Below are 15,694 nucleotides of genomic sequence, written 5' to 3' on the forward strand. Positions count from 1 at the left end.
AGCCATCATGATTGGAGCGACCCATTCAGTCGCGCCGACCGTCAACGGCGCCACACGGCGCCCGTTATCATCTCTGTCAGGCACCCGACTTTGGAGGTCCGGGTATCTCTCGCACGAGGAACGGCAGGCGCTAGAAGACGCAGTGCTGCCTGCCAAGCCGACAGCACCGAACGTCGAGCTGATGCGGGAGGGCGAACGCGCCGAAGCGCTGCTCATCGTCATCGATGGATGGGCTTGCCGGTACACGATGACCAGGGATGGTCGCCGCCAGCTTCCAACTCTGCTGCTGCCGGGCGATGTCGGCAATCTCGACTCGCTGATGTTCGACCGGCTCGATTACGGCGTCCGCACGATCACCCATACGATGGTAGCGGCCCTGCCGCTGGACCGGGCGTTGACGCTCGCAGCACGATATTCCGGCATTGCTCGTGCCTGCACCTGGCTCGGGCTGATTGAGAACGCCACCTTGAGCAAGGGGGCGCTATCGCTTGGCCGTCGCTCCGCGATCGAGCGGCTTGCGCACCTGCTATGCGAGCTGAGCGTCCGCCTCAACGCCGAGAAAGACGACAAGAGCAGCTATGCCTTCCCCTTGACACAAGAGCAGATCGCCGACGCTCTCGGGCTCACCTCCGTTCACGTCAATCGCATGATAAAGCTTCTCCGAACCGACGGCGTGATCGCAACTGTCAAAGGCAAAATGAGCATTCAAAGCGTTGCGACGCTGCGGCTGCTCGGCGGCTTCACTCCACACTACCTGCACATGGCGGCAGAGAACGCCGCCCCATCGACGCGTTCGTGAGCGACAGCTCGGTGAGCAGCCATCGTCTGCGCTGAAAACGCGCCGTCAGATACCGGGCGACGTCCTGCTGCTACGCACCCCGAGCTGTCGTCGCCAAGGTCCGCTACGAACGGTAGCTGATGCTCTCGCCGACCTGATATCGGCCGGGCAGAAAACCTGCCCAGTCTTTGACGTTCGAGGCGCACCCGACCGGCAGCCTGGGTGAGTGGCTGAGATTGGCGGGAAACCGGAATGGCCGTTTAGGAGAGCGGCATGAGCTTAACCGCCGCCCGTTCAGGTCGCGCGTCGCATTAGCCCTGACTTACTGATGGTGCGTATGTCGTCGCTTGTGCGACAGCTAGGACCCGCGTTCTGGTGCCGAACGGCTTGTCGCTTCCAGCGAGAGCGGCAACCCGCGAGCTCATTTGCAGTCCACGCAGCTGCCGGTCTCGCGAGGACAGCTATAGCGCCGCAGTCATAAGGTTGCCGCAGTTGGAGTATGTGCATGAGTCCAGCCCTTTGACATATACGCAGTGCGAGATTCCGACTGCGCCCAGGACGGTCGGCCCACGCTCACCCCGCACGGCAAGCTATGTGCCCTTGCAACTGGGCAGGAGCACGCGATGCGATCGGCGCTCTGTTGCAGCTGCCGGAGCCGCATGCGTCCGTCTGTTGAGATCGGGCTTTGCCTCCGTTTCGCTGATCGCCGCAACGCCGGCGACGGCCCAGTCTGTGCCCGCGATTGATACCGAAGACGCGTCGCTGGGATCGTCGTCGGCCCGCACCGGCAGCATCCACCCGGCTTTCGGTGTCGATATCCGTAACGGTGATTTCGCCCGCGGCAATTACGATGACGATGCCGCCGGGCTCAACCGACTGCCGGTGCATGTGCAGGTCGGCGTGGCAGCCGATCTCCACCATAACGCGGCAGGGCAGGCCGATACCTGGGTGGTGGTCCGATCATCGAACGGCATTCATCCGGCCGCTTCGGACGAGCGCACGTCGCCGCGTGGGTGGTATGAAAGTAACAATCTGGTCGGCTTGGTCGCCGCTCCTGTCGAAGGACTGCGAGTTGGCGTGGTCTACACGATCAAGGCGAGCCCTAATGCCGTGTCGAATACGACGCACGAGGCGAGCATCACGACCAGCTACGATGGCAAGGATGCCTTTGGTTGGCTGCACCCTACCTTCGCCGCGACGGTCCGTCCCAAGGGTGCGCATGGGCTATTCACCCAGGTCGGAATCGAACCAGAAGTGGCGCTGGGCACCGGCGAGCACGCGCCGGCCCTGAGTTTGCCTGCGGTGATCGGGGTGGGCTGGCGCGGCTTCTATGATGCGGGCAGCGGCGACCGATTGTACGGCAGTGCCGGACTGGCGATCAGTCAGCCCGTCCGGCTCGGCAATCTGCATGCGTCGCTCCGGGCAGAGATGCTCGCGCTGTTCCGCGACGATCGACTGCGACAACTGAGCGGACCGCTGGGCGAGACCGGAACCGTCGTGCCGCTGGCGACGCTCGGCCTGAACATCGCTTTGTAGGAGAACGCCGCGCGCCGTTGTCGCGGACGTCCTAAGTTTTGCGACCCGCAGGCAGGGGACCTGTATACGTCAGAACAGATTGGCACGGGCTGTGTGTGATTAGTGGCACCTCGACCAGGCTTTGGGTTACCGCGCTGTCGCAGCGGCGGGATTTTGAAGGAAGCGGCCGGTCTGCGTTCAGGCAAGTAAGAGCGCAGCTGCACCGCAACCCTTCGGCTTGCAACAGCAGACATATCCTCTATGCTAGATATATGGAAAAGTACAAGGCTATCGCTGCTTTCGGCGCTTTAGCGCAGGACACCCGCCTAGAGGTGTTCCGCCTTCTGGTCAGGTATGAACCGAACGGCATGGCGGCCGGCGAGATCGCCCGCCAGCTCGATGTGCCGCAGAACACCATGTCGGCGCACCTCGGCATCCTGGCGCGAGCGGGAATCGTGCGCTCTGAGCGGCACAGCCGATCCATCATCTACCGCGCCGACCTGGACGGTCTGCGGGCGCTGACGCTGTTCCTGGTGAAGGACTGCTGCGCCGGCGCGCCGGAGCTGTGCGCGCCGCTCCTCGCCGAACTCGCCCCTTGCTGCTGAAAGGACTCCACGTGGCCGTCGACGTCGTGATCTACCACAACCCTGCTTGCGGCACCTCGCGCAACACGCTGGCGATGATCCGCAACGCCGGCATCGAGCCGCACGTCGTTGAGTATCTCAAGACCCCGCCGTCCCGCGCTCTGCTAGTCGAGCTGATCGGGCGCGCCGGCATCACGCCCCGCAATCTGCTGCGCGAAAAGGGCACCCCCTATGCCGAGCTCGGCCTCGGCGACGCGTCGCTGAGCAACGACGCCCTCATCGACGCCATGATGGCGCACCCCGTCCTGATCAACCGGCCGCTGGTCGTCTCGCCGCTCGGCGTGAGGCTCTGCCGCCCGTCTGAGGTCGTCCTCGACCTGCTGCCCGAGCCGCAGCGAGGCGCGTTCGCCAAGGAAGACGGCGAACAGGTGGTGGACGCCTCCGGGCACCGCGTCGCCTGATGCTCCTCGCCCTCACCATCTTCGTCGTCACGATCGCGTTGGTCATCTGGCAGCCCCGAGGCCTCGACATCGGGTGGAGCGCACTGGGCGGCGCGGCCGTGGCGCTGCTCGCCGGAGTGGTCTCGCTCTCCGACGTGCCGGTGGTTTGGGGCATCGTCTGGAACGCGACCGCGACATTTGTCGCCATTATCATCGTCAGCCTGCTGCTGGACGAGGCCGGCTTCTTCGAATGGGCGGCGCTGCACGTCGCCCGTTGGAGCGGCGGGCACGGCCGACGGTTGTTCGTCCTGATCGTCCTCCTCGGCGCAGCCGTGTCGGCGCTGTTCGCGAACGACGGCGCCGCACTCATCCTGACCCCGATCGTCATCGCGATGCTGCGGGCGCTCGGCTACCGCGACAAGGCGACACTGGCGTTCGTGATGGCGGCGGGCTTCGTGGCCGACACGGCCAGCCTGCCGCTCATCGTGTCCAACCTGGTCAACATCGTGTCGGCCGACTTCTTCCGCATCGGATTCGCCGATTACGCCTCGGTGATGGTGCCAGTGGATCTCGCGTCGATCGCCGCGACGCTGGTCGTGCTGCTGCTGTTCTTCCGCCGCGACGTGCCGACCAGCTACGACGTGGCGCAGCTTCGTGCTCCAGCCGACGCGATCCTCGACCGGGCCACGTTCCGGGCCGGCTGGGTTGTGCTCGCCGCCTTGCTGGCCGGCTTTTTCCTGCTCGAACCCCTCGGCGTTCCTGTCAGCGCCGTCGCCGCTGCCGGCGCGGTCCTGCTGCTTGCCATCGCCGGGCGCGGTCGCGTCATCGAGACCCGCAAGGTCCTGCGCGGCGCACCGTGGCAGGTCGTGATCTTCTCGCTCGGCATGTACCTGGTCGTCTACGGCTTGCGGAACGCCGGCCTGACCGACCATCTCGCCGGTCTCCTCAACCGTACTGCCGAGGGCGGCGTGTGGGGCGCGGCGTTCGGCACCGGCATCATCGCCGCGCTGCTGTCGTCGGTGATGAACAACATGCCGACGGTCCTGGTCGGTGCCCTGTCGATCGACGCCACCCACGCCACGGGCGCCGTCCGCGAGGCGATGATCTACGCCAACGTGATCGGCTGCGACCTTGGCCCCAAGATCACGCCGATCGGCTCGCTCGCCACCCTCCTGTGGCTGCACGTCCTCGGTCAGAAGGGCATCCGCATTGGCTGGGGCTACTACTTCAGGATCGGAACGACCCTGACCATCCCCGTGCTGCTGGTGACGCTTGCCGCCCTGGCGCTGCGGCTTGGTGCCTGATGCTGCGGAATCCATCCAACCCGACCGGACACCCTGCCTGATGCCTCTGCGACGACTCTCCGACCCCGACCACCTGCCCGCACTCGATCGCCGCTACGCGCTGGACAGGCCTGCACTCGGGCTGGGCGCAGGCGATCCGCCCCCGCGCATCCTGCTGCTCTACGGATCCCTGCGCGAGCGGTCCTACTCCCGGCTGTGCGTCGAGGAGGCGGCGCGCCTGCTGCGGTTCTTCGGCGCCGAGACGCGCATCTTCGATCCCTCAACCCTGCCATTGCCGGATCAGGTAACCGGCGACGACCATCCCGCCGTCCACGAGCTGCGCGAGCTGTCGATGTGGTCGGAGGGACAGGTGTGGTGCAGCCCGGAACGCCACGGCCAGATCACCGGCATCATGAAGCTGCAGGTCGACCACCTGCCGCTGTCGATGGGCGGGATGCGCCCGACGCAGGGCCGAACCCTCGCCGTCATGCAGGTGTCAGCCGGATCGCAGTCGTTCAACAGCGTGAATACCCTGCGCGTCCTCGGTCGCTGGATGCGGATGGTGACGATCCCGAACCAGTCGAGCGTCGCCAAGGCGTTCGAGGAGTTCGACGATGCTGGCCGCATGAAGCCGTCCAGCTACTACGACCGCATCGTCGACGTGATGGAGGAGCTGATCCGTTTCACGGTCTTGCTGCGCCCGCACGCGGCCCGGCTCGTAGATCGATACTCCGAGCGCAAAGAGGCCAACGTACCCGCAGATCCGGCGACCGATTTGTCGAGCATCGCAACAGGGCGCCAACGTGATGACTGGTCGAAGATCAATCAGCCGTGACGGTGCGATCGGCTGGTCCCTGCAGGCCGGGCGGAGGTGATGCTTCCGCATCAGGGTCAACGCCGCGGCGCTTATCGAGCGAGCGCATGATCGGCGTCACTGTCAGCCCGTGCAACAAGACTGATAGAAGTACTACCAACCCGACTATACCCCACAAGCGTGCGGCATTCGCCACCTCCATGTGGTTGATGCCGTAAGCCAGGTAGTAGATCGAGCCGACGCCGCGGATGCCGAAGAACGCGAGGGTCAATTTCTCGCCCTTGTCCGCGCGATGCCCAAGAAGACCAAGCCATCCCGTCACTGGGCGTACGATCAGCAGGATGATCACGGCGACTATGGCGTCGATCCACGTCACCGGCGCCAACAGGCCGCTGACAAGGGCACCTCCGAACAAGATCAGCAGCACCATCATCGCCAGTCGTTCGATCTGCTCGGTGATGGCGTGCATATCCGCCTGGAACTCGTGCTCACGGTGCGTGTGGCGCACGGTCAGTGCGGTGACGAATACGGCAAGGAAGCCATACACGTGCAGGATCTCGGTAAGCCCGTAGGACACGAAGGTAGCGGAAAGCGCGATCAGGCCGTCGCCGGTCCGTGCGAGCTTGGTCTCAGCCGGCACATGGAAGGTCAGCCAGCCGAAGACCCGGCCGACGATCCAGCCTCCCGCGACCCCGCCGGCAATCTCCCAAAGAACGCGATACGTCAGCCATTCGGTCGCCCAAGGCTTTCCCGCTGGCAGCGCGACGGCGAGCAGGATGGCCAGGTGAACGAACGGAAAAGCGGCACCGTCGTTCAGACCAGCCTCTGAAGTAAGTCCGAAGCGTACCTCGTCCTCGTCACCTGTCTTCGGTGGTCCCACTTGCACATCGGCGGCGAGAACCGGGTCCGTCGGTGCAAGGCTCGCCGCTACCAGCAGCGCAACCGCCCATGGTAGCCCGAGAGCCCACCAGGTAAGCAGCGTGATCACCAGGATACCCAGCGGCATGGTGATCGCCAGGAGGCGCCACGTGATTGACCACCGCCGCCAGCCGAATACCCGGTCGATCTTGAGCCCTGCACCCATCAGCGCGATGATGACCACGAACTCGGCGAACCGCTCGGTTATCTCCGGGTAGGCGATCGGCAGCGGGCGCAGCGTGACCTGCGGGAGCAGAAACAGGGCGGCTCCGATGCCGATACAGACGATAGGTAGCGACAGAGGCAGCCGCTTCAGCGCAAGCGGCAGCCACGCCACCAGCGCGATCAGCAGGCCCGCACCCGTCATGATGAGAATGTAAGGATCGGGGGCAAAATCGGCTGGCATGCTGCTGCAACGGGCACATAGGCTCTGCGGCTCCACCGGACTCCATTTGATACGTTTGCCAGTGCGCCAATTTCTCAGGCTTGCTCGTCGCAGGCGTGAGCGTGGATGCAGCGCCAATGGGCTGTCGGCGCCGATCATCGTTTTCGCTATATGGTTCATGCCCAGCAGCGATCCCGACCCGAATACGCTCAGTCTTCATCGCAAGAGCCGTACGCCCATCTGGCTGACCCTGATTTGGCGCGTGCTGCTGGCGTTCGGTCTGATTAGCATAGCGCTTGCGGTACACTGGTTCGATCGCAACGGTCTGCACGACAACGTGGACGGCAAGATCAGCTTCGTCGACGTGCTCTATTTCACCATGATCACGGTCACCACGGTGGGATATGGAGATATCGTGCCGGTCACACCGCAGGCAAGGCTCTTTGACACCTTCGTCGTGACCCCGATCCGGCTGTTTGTCTGGCTGATTTTCCTTGGAACAGCCTACAATTTCGTTCTCAAGCGTGTTTGGGAGAAGTGGCGCATGAAGATCATCCAGCGGCATCTCCAAGGCCATGTTGTGGTAGCGGGTTATGGCACCAGCGGCTCGGAGGCGGTCAGCGAGTTGGTGCGCCGCGGTGCTGATCCCAAGACGGTCGTCGTCATCGACGCAGATCGAACGGCACTTCGCGCGGCACGCGACTGCGGCGCAACCGTCATGGAAGGAGATGCCACCAGAAACGCCGCGCTTGAGGCGCTGCATGTGGCGAACGCCCGCGCGATCATCGTCTCTGCCGGCCGGGACGACACATCCATTCTGATAGTTCTCACCGCGCGCCGCCTTGCTCCCGATGTGCCGATTAGCGTGGTGATTAGGTCTGAAGACAACGAGGCTATCGCCAGGCAGGCTGGCGCCGACACCGTCATCAACCCGGCGAGTTTCGCCGGATTGCTCCTGGCTGGGTCGACCCATGGAACGCATCTGGCCGAATACCTCGCCGATTTGGCGGCCACAGGCGGACGTGTAGCGCTCCACGAGCGTCCCGTTGCTGAGAGTGAAATTGGCAAGGCGCTAGCCGAGATAAAGACGGGGCTCGGACATCGAATCTATCGGGGCGATCAGGCGTTCGGTTTCTGGGAACCCGAGGTCCGCAGCCTTCAGCCTGGGGACATGATCGTGGAGGTCGTGCCGAGGCCCTGATGGCTCCCTTGCCCAGATAGATGCGCACACAAAGCTAGGGACGGCGCCGCACCACGCCTTTCCAAAAAGGCTCTTCTGGTTGTGCGCCCGCTTCGGGGCTGTACAAGCCGCTCAGGGTGTCCAGGTTCTGTCGACAGAGCCAGGGCAGGTTGTTTCGCTGGTCGGGCCGCCAGCGTGTTCTCTCCTGTCTGGAGCCCGATGACGAAATCTTCCGTACGGCCGAGCGCCATTCGCCGCTTCCTCGAAGCGCAATCGTCAGCTGGAATCGTGCTGATGGCCGCAGCGCTGGTGGCGTTGCTCATCGCCAATTCGCCGCTGGGGCCTGGCTACGACCAGTTGCTGCATGCCTACCTAGGTCCGCTATCCCTCGGGCATTGGATCAACGATGGTTTTATGGCCGTGTTCTTCCTTCTCGTGGGTCTCGAGATAAAGCGCGAGGTGCTCGATGGACAGCTATCGACCTGGTCGCGTCGAATTTTGCCGGGCATTGCAGCGGCAGGCGGGATGATCGTACCGGCGCTAATCTACCTGGCCTTCAATCGCGGGCCGACAGCAGTTGGATGGGCCATCCCCGCCGCGACGGATATCGCCTTCGCGCTGGGTGTCATCGCGCTCTTGGACAACCGCGTGCCGGCTTCACTGCGCGTCTTCCTGGCAGCTTTAGCAATCATCGACGATCTAGGCGCCGTACTGATAATCGCGATGTTCTACACAGCCGATCTCTCTATGCCCGATCTCGCGGGTGCCGGTGCCGCGGTTGCCGTTCTCGTTGCCCTGAACCGTTTCGGCGTTCGCCGTCTCTCACCTTACCTGCTCGTCGGAATTGTCCTGTGGGTATTGGTACTCAGATCCGGGATCCATGCGACGCTGGCCGGAGTGATGCTCGCCTTCATCATTCCCATGGAGTGCACCCCAGGTCGTCGAGATAATGACAGCATCAGCCCACTTCATCGCCTCGAGCATGCGCTTCACCTACCCGTAGGCTTCATCATTGTACCTATATTTGGGATCGCTAACGCCGCTGTCCCCGTCCTTGGACTGCCACCTGGAGCGCTGAGCGCACCCGTGACCTTGGGCGTTGCAGTAGGGCTCCTGATCGGGAAGGTCATAGGCGTATTCGGCTTTGCTACGATCGCTGTTCGCTTGCGGTTAGCCGACATGCCGGCCCACGCCAGCGGGCTTCAGGTTTTTGGTGTTGCCCTGTTGTGCGGCATTGGCTTCACAATGAGTATCTTCATCACTCTGCTTGCCTTCCCGAACAGCCCCTTGCTCCAAGCCGAAGCAAAAATCGGCGTTCTCGCAGGGTCCTTCGTCTCAGGGCTGCTCGGCTACGTCATCCTACGCTTGGCCAAGCGCGAATCTTACGGAGCCTACCGGCAGTCTGAGGCCGGGTGAGCGGCGGCCCTTGGCCGCTTGGAGCGGAGGTAGATTGATCGCCCTTCTCACGCGATTGTGGTAGCAGGGGCTGACCCGTTTGCCTGGGGAACGCTCGCCCGCGTTAATGCTACAAAGGGCTAGGAACCGCTATGAGCGACCGTCCGACTTCGTCCTTGTTTTACAACCCGCGCAAAGTCTCTCATCCTTCGAAGTCAAGGTTCGTGTTCGCGAGTGGGATCGAGTGCAGCTACCCGTCTATCGTCGATAGCAGTGGGCAGCGAGTGCGACGCGACCAGATGGCGGAATGCGGCCACTACGATCGCTGGCGTGAGGATTTTGAACTTACGTTGGCTCTTGGATGCCGCCACCTACGCTATGGCCCTCCATACTACCGCATGCACCTTGGACCTGGCCGGTACGATTGGTCTTTCACCGATGAAGTGCTCCCAGTCATGCGCGAGATGGGCATCACGCCCATAATCGATCTATGCCACTTCGGTGTGCCTGATTGGATTGGCGACTTCCAGAACGAAGACTGGCCGCCTCACTTTGCTGAATACGCGAGGGCCTTCTCAGAGCGTTACCCATGGGTCCGGCTCTTCACACCGGTGAACGAAATGTACATCACCGCTGAATTTTCCGGCTACTACGGATGGTGGAACGAGCGGCTAGCCAGTCACCAGGGTTTCGTTGGCGCCCTCAAAAACGTGACCAGAGCGAGCCTCGAGGCGATGCTCGCTATTCTCGAAGTGCGCCCTGACGCGCTCTTCATCCATGCAGAATCGTCCGAGCACACCCACGCCAATCACCCAGACCTAACCTCAGAAGCGGCGATGTTCAATGAACGCCGCTTTCTGACGCTCGACCTCATTTGCGGCCGGCGCATCTCGGCGGGCATGTATGCTTACCTGCGCGAGAACGGCATGACCGAAGCCGAATACGCCCGCTTTCGCTCGGTCGATTTGGTCGAGCACTTCATTCTCGGACACGATTATTATGTGACCAACGAACACCTTCTGGTCGCACCCGAGATTCGGCGTGCCGCCGGAGAGGTGTTTGGCTATGCCCCAGTCGCACTCGCGTATCACGAACGATACCGGCTGCCGATTATGCACACTGAAACCAACCTCGTCGACACCGGCAACGATGACGCTGCGAAGTGGCTTTGGAAAACCTGGGCCAACATCCAGATGCTCCGGCGTATGGGTGTGCCGATCTGCGGTATGACGTGGTATTCTGTCACCGATCAGGTCGACTGGGACGTGGCTCTCCGGGACAAGAACGGCACGGTCAATGCGCTTGGCCTCTACGATCTGGACCGCAACATCCGGTCGGTTGGCGAAGCGTACCGTCGCCTCATCGCGCAATGGGCGGATACACCGGTGCTACCTTATGGGCCGTTTTCGATTGTCGGAGGACTGGGCGATTGATCACGAGTTCGGCACATCGGCTTTACCAGCAGCGTTCTCCGCTGCAGTGCCGACGCGGCTCCGAACGGCTCGCGCGAGAAGCTGGGCGAGAGCCGGACGGCAGCTTTTCGGGCGCACGAAGCAGACCGCCCGTTTGCTGAGAGCACACGCTAACGGGCGTACTCGCCTAAGCCTCGCGCAACTAGCTCCTCATTTGACAGACGAGGACCGCGCTAAGGCGACTGTTGCCGAGCGTGCGGCGGTCCAGCTTCGGGCCAGGAGAAGCCGGGTAGGGTGGCTTAAATACACCGGTGGGCTGTGCGGTTCGCGCCGGCTCGTTATTGTTCCGTTGCCGGTGATGTGGCTGAGCCTGCTGGATGGTGCGAGCTAGCGCCAGCGCCGCGTCGAGGTGCTTGTTGTCGACCACGGCAGCCTGGTTCACGCGGCGCATCTTGTCGAACATGCGATAGAGCAGGATCGTGCCCTCGTGCTGGATCTCGCGCCGGCCGTCCGGGTACTCGCACACGTCTGCCTTCTTGCGCGCGACCCCCTGCGCCGCAGGCGAGGGCTCCAGGATAAACATGGCCTTGTTGTAGTGCAGGGTGAGGGCGCCGGTGACGGTGCGCTGCTCGCGCCAGACCAGCCCAGCCTCAAGGTCGTCGTGAATGGCCAGCGGCCGGTGCAGATCGCGCGGGTAGAGCGGCGCCTTGGCGAACCGGCGATTGTGCTTTGCCATGTTGGAAAGCAGGAGGGCGTTGGCTTGGTCGATGGTGGAGGTGCGGTGTAGCCGCATCGCCTTGACGAGGCGGTCCTGCAGCGTGGCGTTGACCCGCTCGACCCGACCCTTTGCCTGCGGCGAGTTCGCGCAGATCAGCTCGATGATGAGCTGGTCCAGCGCGCGGCCGAGGTGTGTCATGCCGTCGCCCTTGGCCGAGGCCGTGTTGTTGCGAAAGGCGCTGTGCTTGTCCGTGTAGAAGGCCACCGGCTTGCCGTGCCGCTCCAGGTACGTCCTCGTCGCGCGCATGTACGAGAAGGTACTCTCGCTCTCCACCATCTCGACGTGCATAAGCTCGCTGGTGGCATCGTCGATGAAGACCAGGAGCGTGCATTGCGGACCGCGGCCCTCGAACCACCAGTGCTCGGAGCCGTCGACCTGGATGAGTTCGCCGCGGCAGTCGCGCCGGTAGCGAGGCTGGTATGGGCGAGGGCGCTTGGCCGCACGGTCCCGCCACAGCCCGGCCTCCAGCATGATGCGCCGCAGGGTCTCGCACGACAGGCCGATGCCGTGGCGCTCGGCGAGGTACTCGTGCGCCAGCGTCGGTCCGAAGTCGGCATAGTGCTCGCGCACCAGCGTGACCACCTCGGCACGGAAGGCGTCGCTGTAGCGCCCGTTGCTCGGGCGTCCTCGCTTGCGCGAGACCAGGCCCCTGGCGCCGTCCTCTCGCAGGCGGCCCAGCAGCCGGTACACCCGCCGCCTCGCAAGGCCGAGCAGCTCCATCGCGTCCGTAACCCAGATCTCGCCGCGGTCGAGCCGCATCAGCGTGTCGAAGCGGGTGATCTCAGCGGCACTCATCGCCAGCACCGTCATACAATGCGCGTCCTCGTTGCCGAGAACGGCTATGACACCGGCGACCCGCCGATAGCACGGCAGAGTGCCATTTCTATCTAGCGAGTTCGTGGCATTTGTACTTAGCGCCTACAAGCGCCTACTCTGCACGAAAGCGATAACACACATTATGTAAACTGCATAGCGATCAGGTAGATCAACGTGAAGATGAGCAGCCAAGCCCCTGCATACCGCGCGATCGTCTTCATCGGCACGGCTCGCGCCATCAGCGCTGCGACCGGCAATATCAGTACAAGCACGAGCGCCAACCCGGCGACGAGCCGGTCACTCACGCGCGATCTTCCCAGCCGTCATAGCCCGGCTCGACCCCGTCGGGCAGCTCGGCGAGCAGTCCGGTATAGTCCATCGACTGATCCATATGGACCAGCGCGGTACGCCGCGGCCGCAGCGCGTCGACCCAGCCCAACACAGTCGCGAGGTCCGGATGCGTCGGATGCGGACGCCGCCGCAGCGCGTCCACGATCCACACGTCCAGCTGGCGATAATGGTCGCGCATCGCGTCCGTCATCGCGCTGATGTCGGTAGCGTAGCCGATGGCGCGGCCGTCCGCCTCGAATCGCAATCCCGCCGAGGTGATCGCGCCATGCGGCTGGTCGACCACATGGATCGTCAACCCCCCGAGCGTCAGCCGATCCGGCAGCGGCTCGAGCGCGACGGTCGGCGGATAACCGCCACTTCCCGCGAAGACATAGCCGAATTGGCGGCGCAACACCGCGGCACACTCGTCGCGCGCATAGCCGGGCACGGGACGGCCGAGGGCGTGATAGACCTGGCGCAGATCGTCGATCCCGAACACATGGTCGGCGTGCTGGTGCGTCCAGATGACCGCATCTACTGCGCCCACACCTGCCGCAAGCAACTGCTCACGCATGTCAGGACTGGTATCGACCAGCACGCGGACGTCGGCGTGCTCGACCAGCAGCGAGGAGCGCGTGCGTCGGTTGCGCGGTTCGTTGGGGTCGCAGTCGCCCCAGTCGTTGCCGATCCGCGGCACCCCCGATGACGTGCCCGAGCCGAGGATCCGGACCTTCACGCCGCGCGTGTCTTGCTGAAGAGCGCGTGGAAGTTTTGCGCCGTATAGTCCTGCAATTCCTCAACCTTTTCGCCGCGCAGCTGCGCGAGATAGGCTGCCGTGTCGGCAACGAAGCCGGGCTCGCCAGTCTTGCCGCGATGCGGCACCGGCGCGAGGAACGGCGCGTCGGTCTCGATCAGCAACCGTTCGCGCGGGATCCGCGCCGCCGTCACGCGCAGCGCCTCGGCATTGCGGAAGGTGACGATGCCCGAGATCGAAATGAACAGGCCGATGTCGAGCGCCTGGTCCGCGAAACGGTCACTGGCGGTGAAACAGTGGATCACGCCGGTGTAGACCCCCTGCTCCATCTCCTCGCGCAGGATCGCGGCGGTGTCCTCTTCGGCGTCGCGCGTGTGGACGATAATGGGCGTCCCGCTCTCGCGCGCGGCGGCGATATGCGCGCGGAAACTCGCCTGCTGCCGCTGACGATCGGAATGGTCGTAATGATAGTCGAGCCCGCTCTCGCCGATGCCGACCACGCGCGGGTGACGCGCGCGCTCGACCAGCTTGGCCGTGTCGATGTGCGGGTGCTGGTCTGCCTCGTGCGGGTGAATACCTACGCTAGCCCAAACGTCGGGCTCGCGCTCGGCGGTGGCGAGCACCGCGTCCCACTCGCGCTCACGGGTGGCGATGTTGAGCATCGCGGTGACGCCGCGCGCGCGGGCACGCTCGAGCACCGCGGCCTGCTGCTCGAACACGCCCTCGTAATTCAGATGGCAGTGGCTGTCGGCGAGCATCAGGCGGGCTCCGTCTCAGCCGGCAGCTCCAGCCGCGGGAAGGCCGGGGTCGGCGGTGCGATCGTCGCGCCGGTGTCGTAGCGACGCTGGTACCAGCCGTCGTCGTCGATCGCGGCGTGGTCGCGCTCGTCGGCGCCGAGCTGGTCGAGCACCCTCCCCGCGCCCTCCGGCACCACCGGCAGGATCGCGATCGCAAGCATGCGGATTGCGCGCACCAGCGTGCGGAGCACCGCGTGCATCCGGTCGGGATCGGTCTTGCGCAGCGACCAGGGCGCCTGCGCGTCGATATATTGGTTGCACGCGAACACGCCGCGCAGCCACGCCTCGACGCCTTGGCTCAGCAGCAGGTCGGTGAAGCCGGCGCGCAGCCCGGCGCAGGCGGCCACCACCTCCTCGATCAGCTGCGCGTCCGCTGCGTCAGCACGGCCCGGGTCCGGGAAGGTGCCGCCAAGGTTCTTGGCGATGAACGACAGCGTTCGCTGCGCCAGATTGCCGAAGGCATTGGCGAGCTCGGCGTTGACGCGCGTGACGATCGCCTCGGCCGAATAGCTGCCGTCCTGGCCGAAGCTCACCTCGCGCAGCAGGAAGTAGCGCAGCCCGTCGACCCCGAACGCCTCGGCGAGGTCGAGCGGATCGACCACGTTGCCGAGGCTCTTCGACATCTTCTCGCCGCGGTGGAGCAGGAAGCCGTGGCCGAACACCGTCTTGGGCAGCGCTACCCCCGCCGACATCAAGAAGGCGGGCCAGTAGACCGCGTGAAAGCGCACGATGTCCTTGCCGATCAGGTGGAGGTCGGCCGGCCAGTAGCGCAGCTCGCCGTCGGGATAGCCAGCCCCGGTGAGATAATTGGTCAGTGCGTCGACCCAGACGTACATGACGTGGCCCGGACTACCGGGTACCGCCACCCCCCAGTCGAAGCTGGTGCGCGACACCGACAGATCCGACAGCCCGCCCTCGACGAAGCGCAGGATCTCGTTGCGCCGCGCCTCGGGGCGGATGAAGTCGGGGTTGGCCGCGTAGAAGTCGAGCAGCGGCTGCTGGTACTTGGATAGGCGGAAGAACCACGTCTCCTCCGCGGTCCAGGTCACCGGCGTGCCCTGCGGCGACAGCTTGGTGCCCCCTTCCCCGTCGACCAGTTCCTTCTCGTCGTAAAAGGCCTCGTCGCGCACCGAATACCAGCCCGCATAGCGGTCGAGGTAAAGATCCCCGGCGTCCGCCATTGCCTGCCAGATCGCCTGGCTGGCGCGGTGGTGATCGGCGTCGGTGGTGCGGATGAAGCGATCGTAGCTGATCGCAAGTCTGTCGCACATGGCCCTGAAATAGCCCGACATTTCGTCGGCGAGCGCGCGCACCTCGACGCCGCGGTCGCGCGCCGACTGGACCATCTTGAGCCCGTGCTCGTCGGTGCCGGTCTGAAAGCGCACAGCACGTCCGGCCTGGCGCTGGAAGCGTGCGATCGCGTCCGCGGCGATCGCCTCATAGGCATGGCCGATATGCGGGCGGCCATTGGGATAGCTGATCGCGGTGGTGATGTAGAAGGGGTCGCCCATGCCG

General features: G+C 64.3%; 15 protein-coding genes. 9 read left to right on the forward strand and 6 right to left on the reverse strand.

Annotated elements, in window-relative coordinates; translation table 11 throughout:
* Window positions 1–142: 142 nt before the first annotated feature.
* The 6 genes from ACMGDM_RS13180 to arsH all read left to right on the forward strand — a co-directional run bounded on the left by ACMGDM_RS13180 (window position 143) and on the right by arsH (window position 5,435).
* The gene (locus ACMGDM_RS13180; RefSeq protein WP_436804574.1) at window positions 143–799 is read left to right on the forward strand and encodes a Crp/Fnr family transcriptional regulator; all 657 of its coding nucleotides are present in this window, start codon (window positions 143–145) and stop codon (window positions 797–799) included.
* 711 nt (window positions 800–1,510) lie between these two features.
* Window positions 1,511–2,314: a hypothetical protein gene (locus ACMGDM_RS13185; protein WP_436804575.1), complete on the forward strand. Its 804-nt coding sequence runs from the start codon at window positions 1,511–1,513 to the stop codon at window positions 2,312–2,314.
* Between the two features lie 251 nt (window positions 2,315–2,565).
* Window positions 2,566–2,898, forward strand: coding sequence for an ArsR/SmtB family transcription factor (locus ACMGDM_RS13190; protein WP_436804576.1), 333 nt, complete (start codon window positions 2,566–2,568; stop codon window positions 2,896–2,898).
* Between the two features lie 11 nt (window positions 2,899–2,909).
* Window positions 2,910–3,338: an arsenate reductase (glutaredoxin) gene (gene arsC, locus ACMGDM_RS13195; RefSeq protein WP_436804577.1), complete on the forward strand. Its 429-nt coding sequence runs from the start codon at window positions 2,910–2,912 to the stop codon at window positions 3,336–3,338.
* Window positions 3,338–4,621 carry an arsenic transporter gene (locus tag ACMGDM_RS13200; protein WP_436804578.1) on the forward strand — a complete coding sequence of 428 codons (1,284 nt, stop codon included), beginning with the start codon at window positions 3,338–3,340 and terminating at the stop codon, window positions 4,619–4,621. Before arsC ends, ACMGDM_RS13200 begins: the two co-directional genes overlap by 1 nt.
* Window positions 4,622–4,661: 40 nt before the next feature.
* Window positions 4,662–5,435 (forward strand): arsenical resistance protein ArsH, encoded by a 774-nt coding sequence (gene arsH, locus ACMGDM_RS13205; RefSeq protein ID WP_436804579.1) that lies wholly within the window; start codon window positions 4,662–4,664, stop codon window positions 5,433–5,435.
* On the opposite strand, the gene ACMGDM_RS13210 is transcribed toward arsH, so the two are convergent.
* On the reverse strand, window positions 5,422–6,738 hold the full coding sequence (locus ACMGDM_RS13210; RefSeq protein ID WP_436804837.1) for a cation:proton antiporter: 1,317 nt from the start codon (window positions 6,736–6,738) through the stop codon (window positions 5,422–5,424). The genes arsH and ACMGDM_RS13210 overlap by 14 nt on opposite strands.
* 157 nt (window positions 6,739–6,895) lie before the next feature.
* Between ACMGDM_RS13210 and ACMGDM_RS13215 the strand changes: the two genes are divergently transcribed.
* The 3 genes from ACMGDM_RS13215 (at window position 6,896) to ACMGDM_RS13225 (ending at window position 10,725) form a co-directional block, all read left to right on the forward strand.
* Window positions 6,896–7,918: a potassium channel family protein gene (locus tag ACMGDM_RS13215; RefSeq protein ID WP_436804580.1), complete on the forward strand. Its 1,023-nt coding sequence runs from the start codon at window positions 6,896–6,898 to the stop codon at window positions 7,916–7,918.
* Window positions 7,919–8,116: 198 nt separating this feature from the next.
* Window positions 8,117–9,313 (forward strand): Na+/H+ antiporter NhaA, encoded by a 1,197-nt coding sequence (nhaA, locus tag ACMGDM_RS13220; protein WP_436804581.1) that lies wholly within the window; start codon window positions 8,117–8,119, stop codon window positions 9,311–9,313.
* Between the two features lie 278 nt (window positions 9,314–9,591).
* Window positions 9,592–10,725, forward strand: a complete 1,134-nt coding sequence (locus ACMGDM_RS13225; protein WP_436804838.1) for a family 1 glycosylhydrolase — start codon at window positions 9,592–9,594, stop codon at window positions 10,723–10,725.
* A gap of 181 nt (window positions 10,726–10,906) precedes the next feature.
* On the opposite strand, the gene ACMGDM_RS13230 is transcribed toward ACMGDM_RS13225, so the two are convergent.
* The 5 genes from ACMGDM_RS13230 to metG form a co-directional block, all read right to left on the reverse strand.
* Window positions 10,907–12,292, reverse strand: coding sequence for an ISNCY family transposase (locus ACMGDM_RS13230; protein WP_436804582.1), 1,386 nt, complete (start codon window positions 12,290–12,292; stop codon window positions 10,907–10,909).
* A gap of 146 nt (window positions 12,293–12,438) precedes the next feature.
* Window positions 12,439–12,603, reverse strand: a complete 165-nt coding sequence (locus ACMGDM_RS13235; RefSeq protein ID WP_436804583.1) for a hypothetical protein — start codon at window positions 12,601–12,603, stop codon at window positions 12,439–12,441.
* Complete coding sequence (locus ACMGDM_RS13240) at window positions 12,600–13,364, reverse strand: MBL fold metallo-hydrolase (protein WP_436804584.1); 765 nt, start codon at window positions 13,362–13,364, stop codon at window positions 12,600–12,602. Before ACMGDM_RS13240 ends, ACMGDM_RS13235 begins: the two co-directional genes overlap by 4 nt.
* Window positions 13,361–14,140: a TatD family hydrolase gene (locus ACMGDM_RS13245; RefSeq protein WP_436804585.1), complete on the reverse strand. Its 780-nt coding sequence runs from the start codon at window positions 14,138–14,140 to the stop codon at window positions 13,361–13,363. The genes ACMGDM_RS13240 and ACMGDM_RS13245 overlap by 4 nt, the downstream gene beginning before the upstream one ends.
* Window positions 14,140–15,690 (reverse strand): methionine--tRNA ligase, encoded by a 1,551-nt coding sequence (gene metG, locus ACMGDM_RS13250; protein ID WP_436804586.1) that lies wholly within the window; start codon window positions 15,688–15,690, stop codon window positions 14,140–14,142. Before metG ends, ACMGDM_RS13245 begins: the two co-directional genes overlap by 1 nt.
* Window positions 15,691–15,694: the final 4 nt, after the last annotated feature.

Origin of the sequence: Sphingomonas larreae, from assembly GCF_051400595.1 — a bacterium.
In the GTDB taxonomy this organism is placed as follows: Bacteria; Pseudomonadota; Alphaproteobacteria; order Sphingomonadales; family Sphingomonadaceae; genus Sphingomonas.

Bases quoted from the DNA above. Each gene is read 5' to 3' on its own strand.
- arsH (WP_436804579.1), top strand. From the start codon at position 4,662: ATGCCTCTGCGACGACTCTCCGACCCCGACCACCTGCCCGCACTCGAT.
- ACMGDM_RS13230 (WP_436804582.1), bottom strand. From the start codon at position 12,292: ATGACGGTGCTGGCGATGAGTGCCGCTGAGATCACCCGCTTCGACACG.
- ACMGDM_RS13210 (WP_436804837.1), bottom strand. From the start codon at position 6,738: ATGCCAGCCGATTTTGCCCCCGATCCTTACATTCTCATCATGACGGGT.
- ACMGDM_RS13190 (WP_436804576.1), top strand. From the start codon at position 2,566: ATGGAAAAGTACAAGGCTATCGCTGCTTTCGGCGCTTTAGCGCAGGAC.
- metG (WP_436804586.1), bottom strand. From the start codon at position 15,690: ATGGGCGACCCCTTCTACATCACCACCGCGATCAGCTATCCCAATGGC.
- ACMGDM_RS13200 (WP_436804578.1), top strand. From the start codon at position 3,338: ATGCTCCTCGCCCTCACCATCTTCGTCGTCACGATCGCGTTGGTCATC.
- ACMGDM_RS13225 (WP_436804838.1), top strand. From the start codon at position 9,592: ATGGCGGAATGCGGCCACTACGATCGCTGGCGTGAGGATTTTGAACTT.
- nhaA (WP_436804581.1), top strand. From the start codon at position 8,117: ATGACGAAATCTTCCGTACGGCCGAGCGCCATTCGCCGCTTCCTCGAA.
- ACMGDM_RS13215 (WP_436804580.1), top strand. From the start codon at position 6,896: ATGCCCAGCAGCGATCCCGACCCGAATACGCTCAGTCTTCATCGCAAG.
- ACMGDM_RS13245 (WP_436804585.1), bottom strand. From the start codon at position 14,140: ATGCTCGCCGACAGCCACTGCCATCTGAATTACGAGGGCGTGTTCGAG.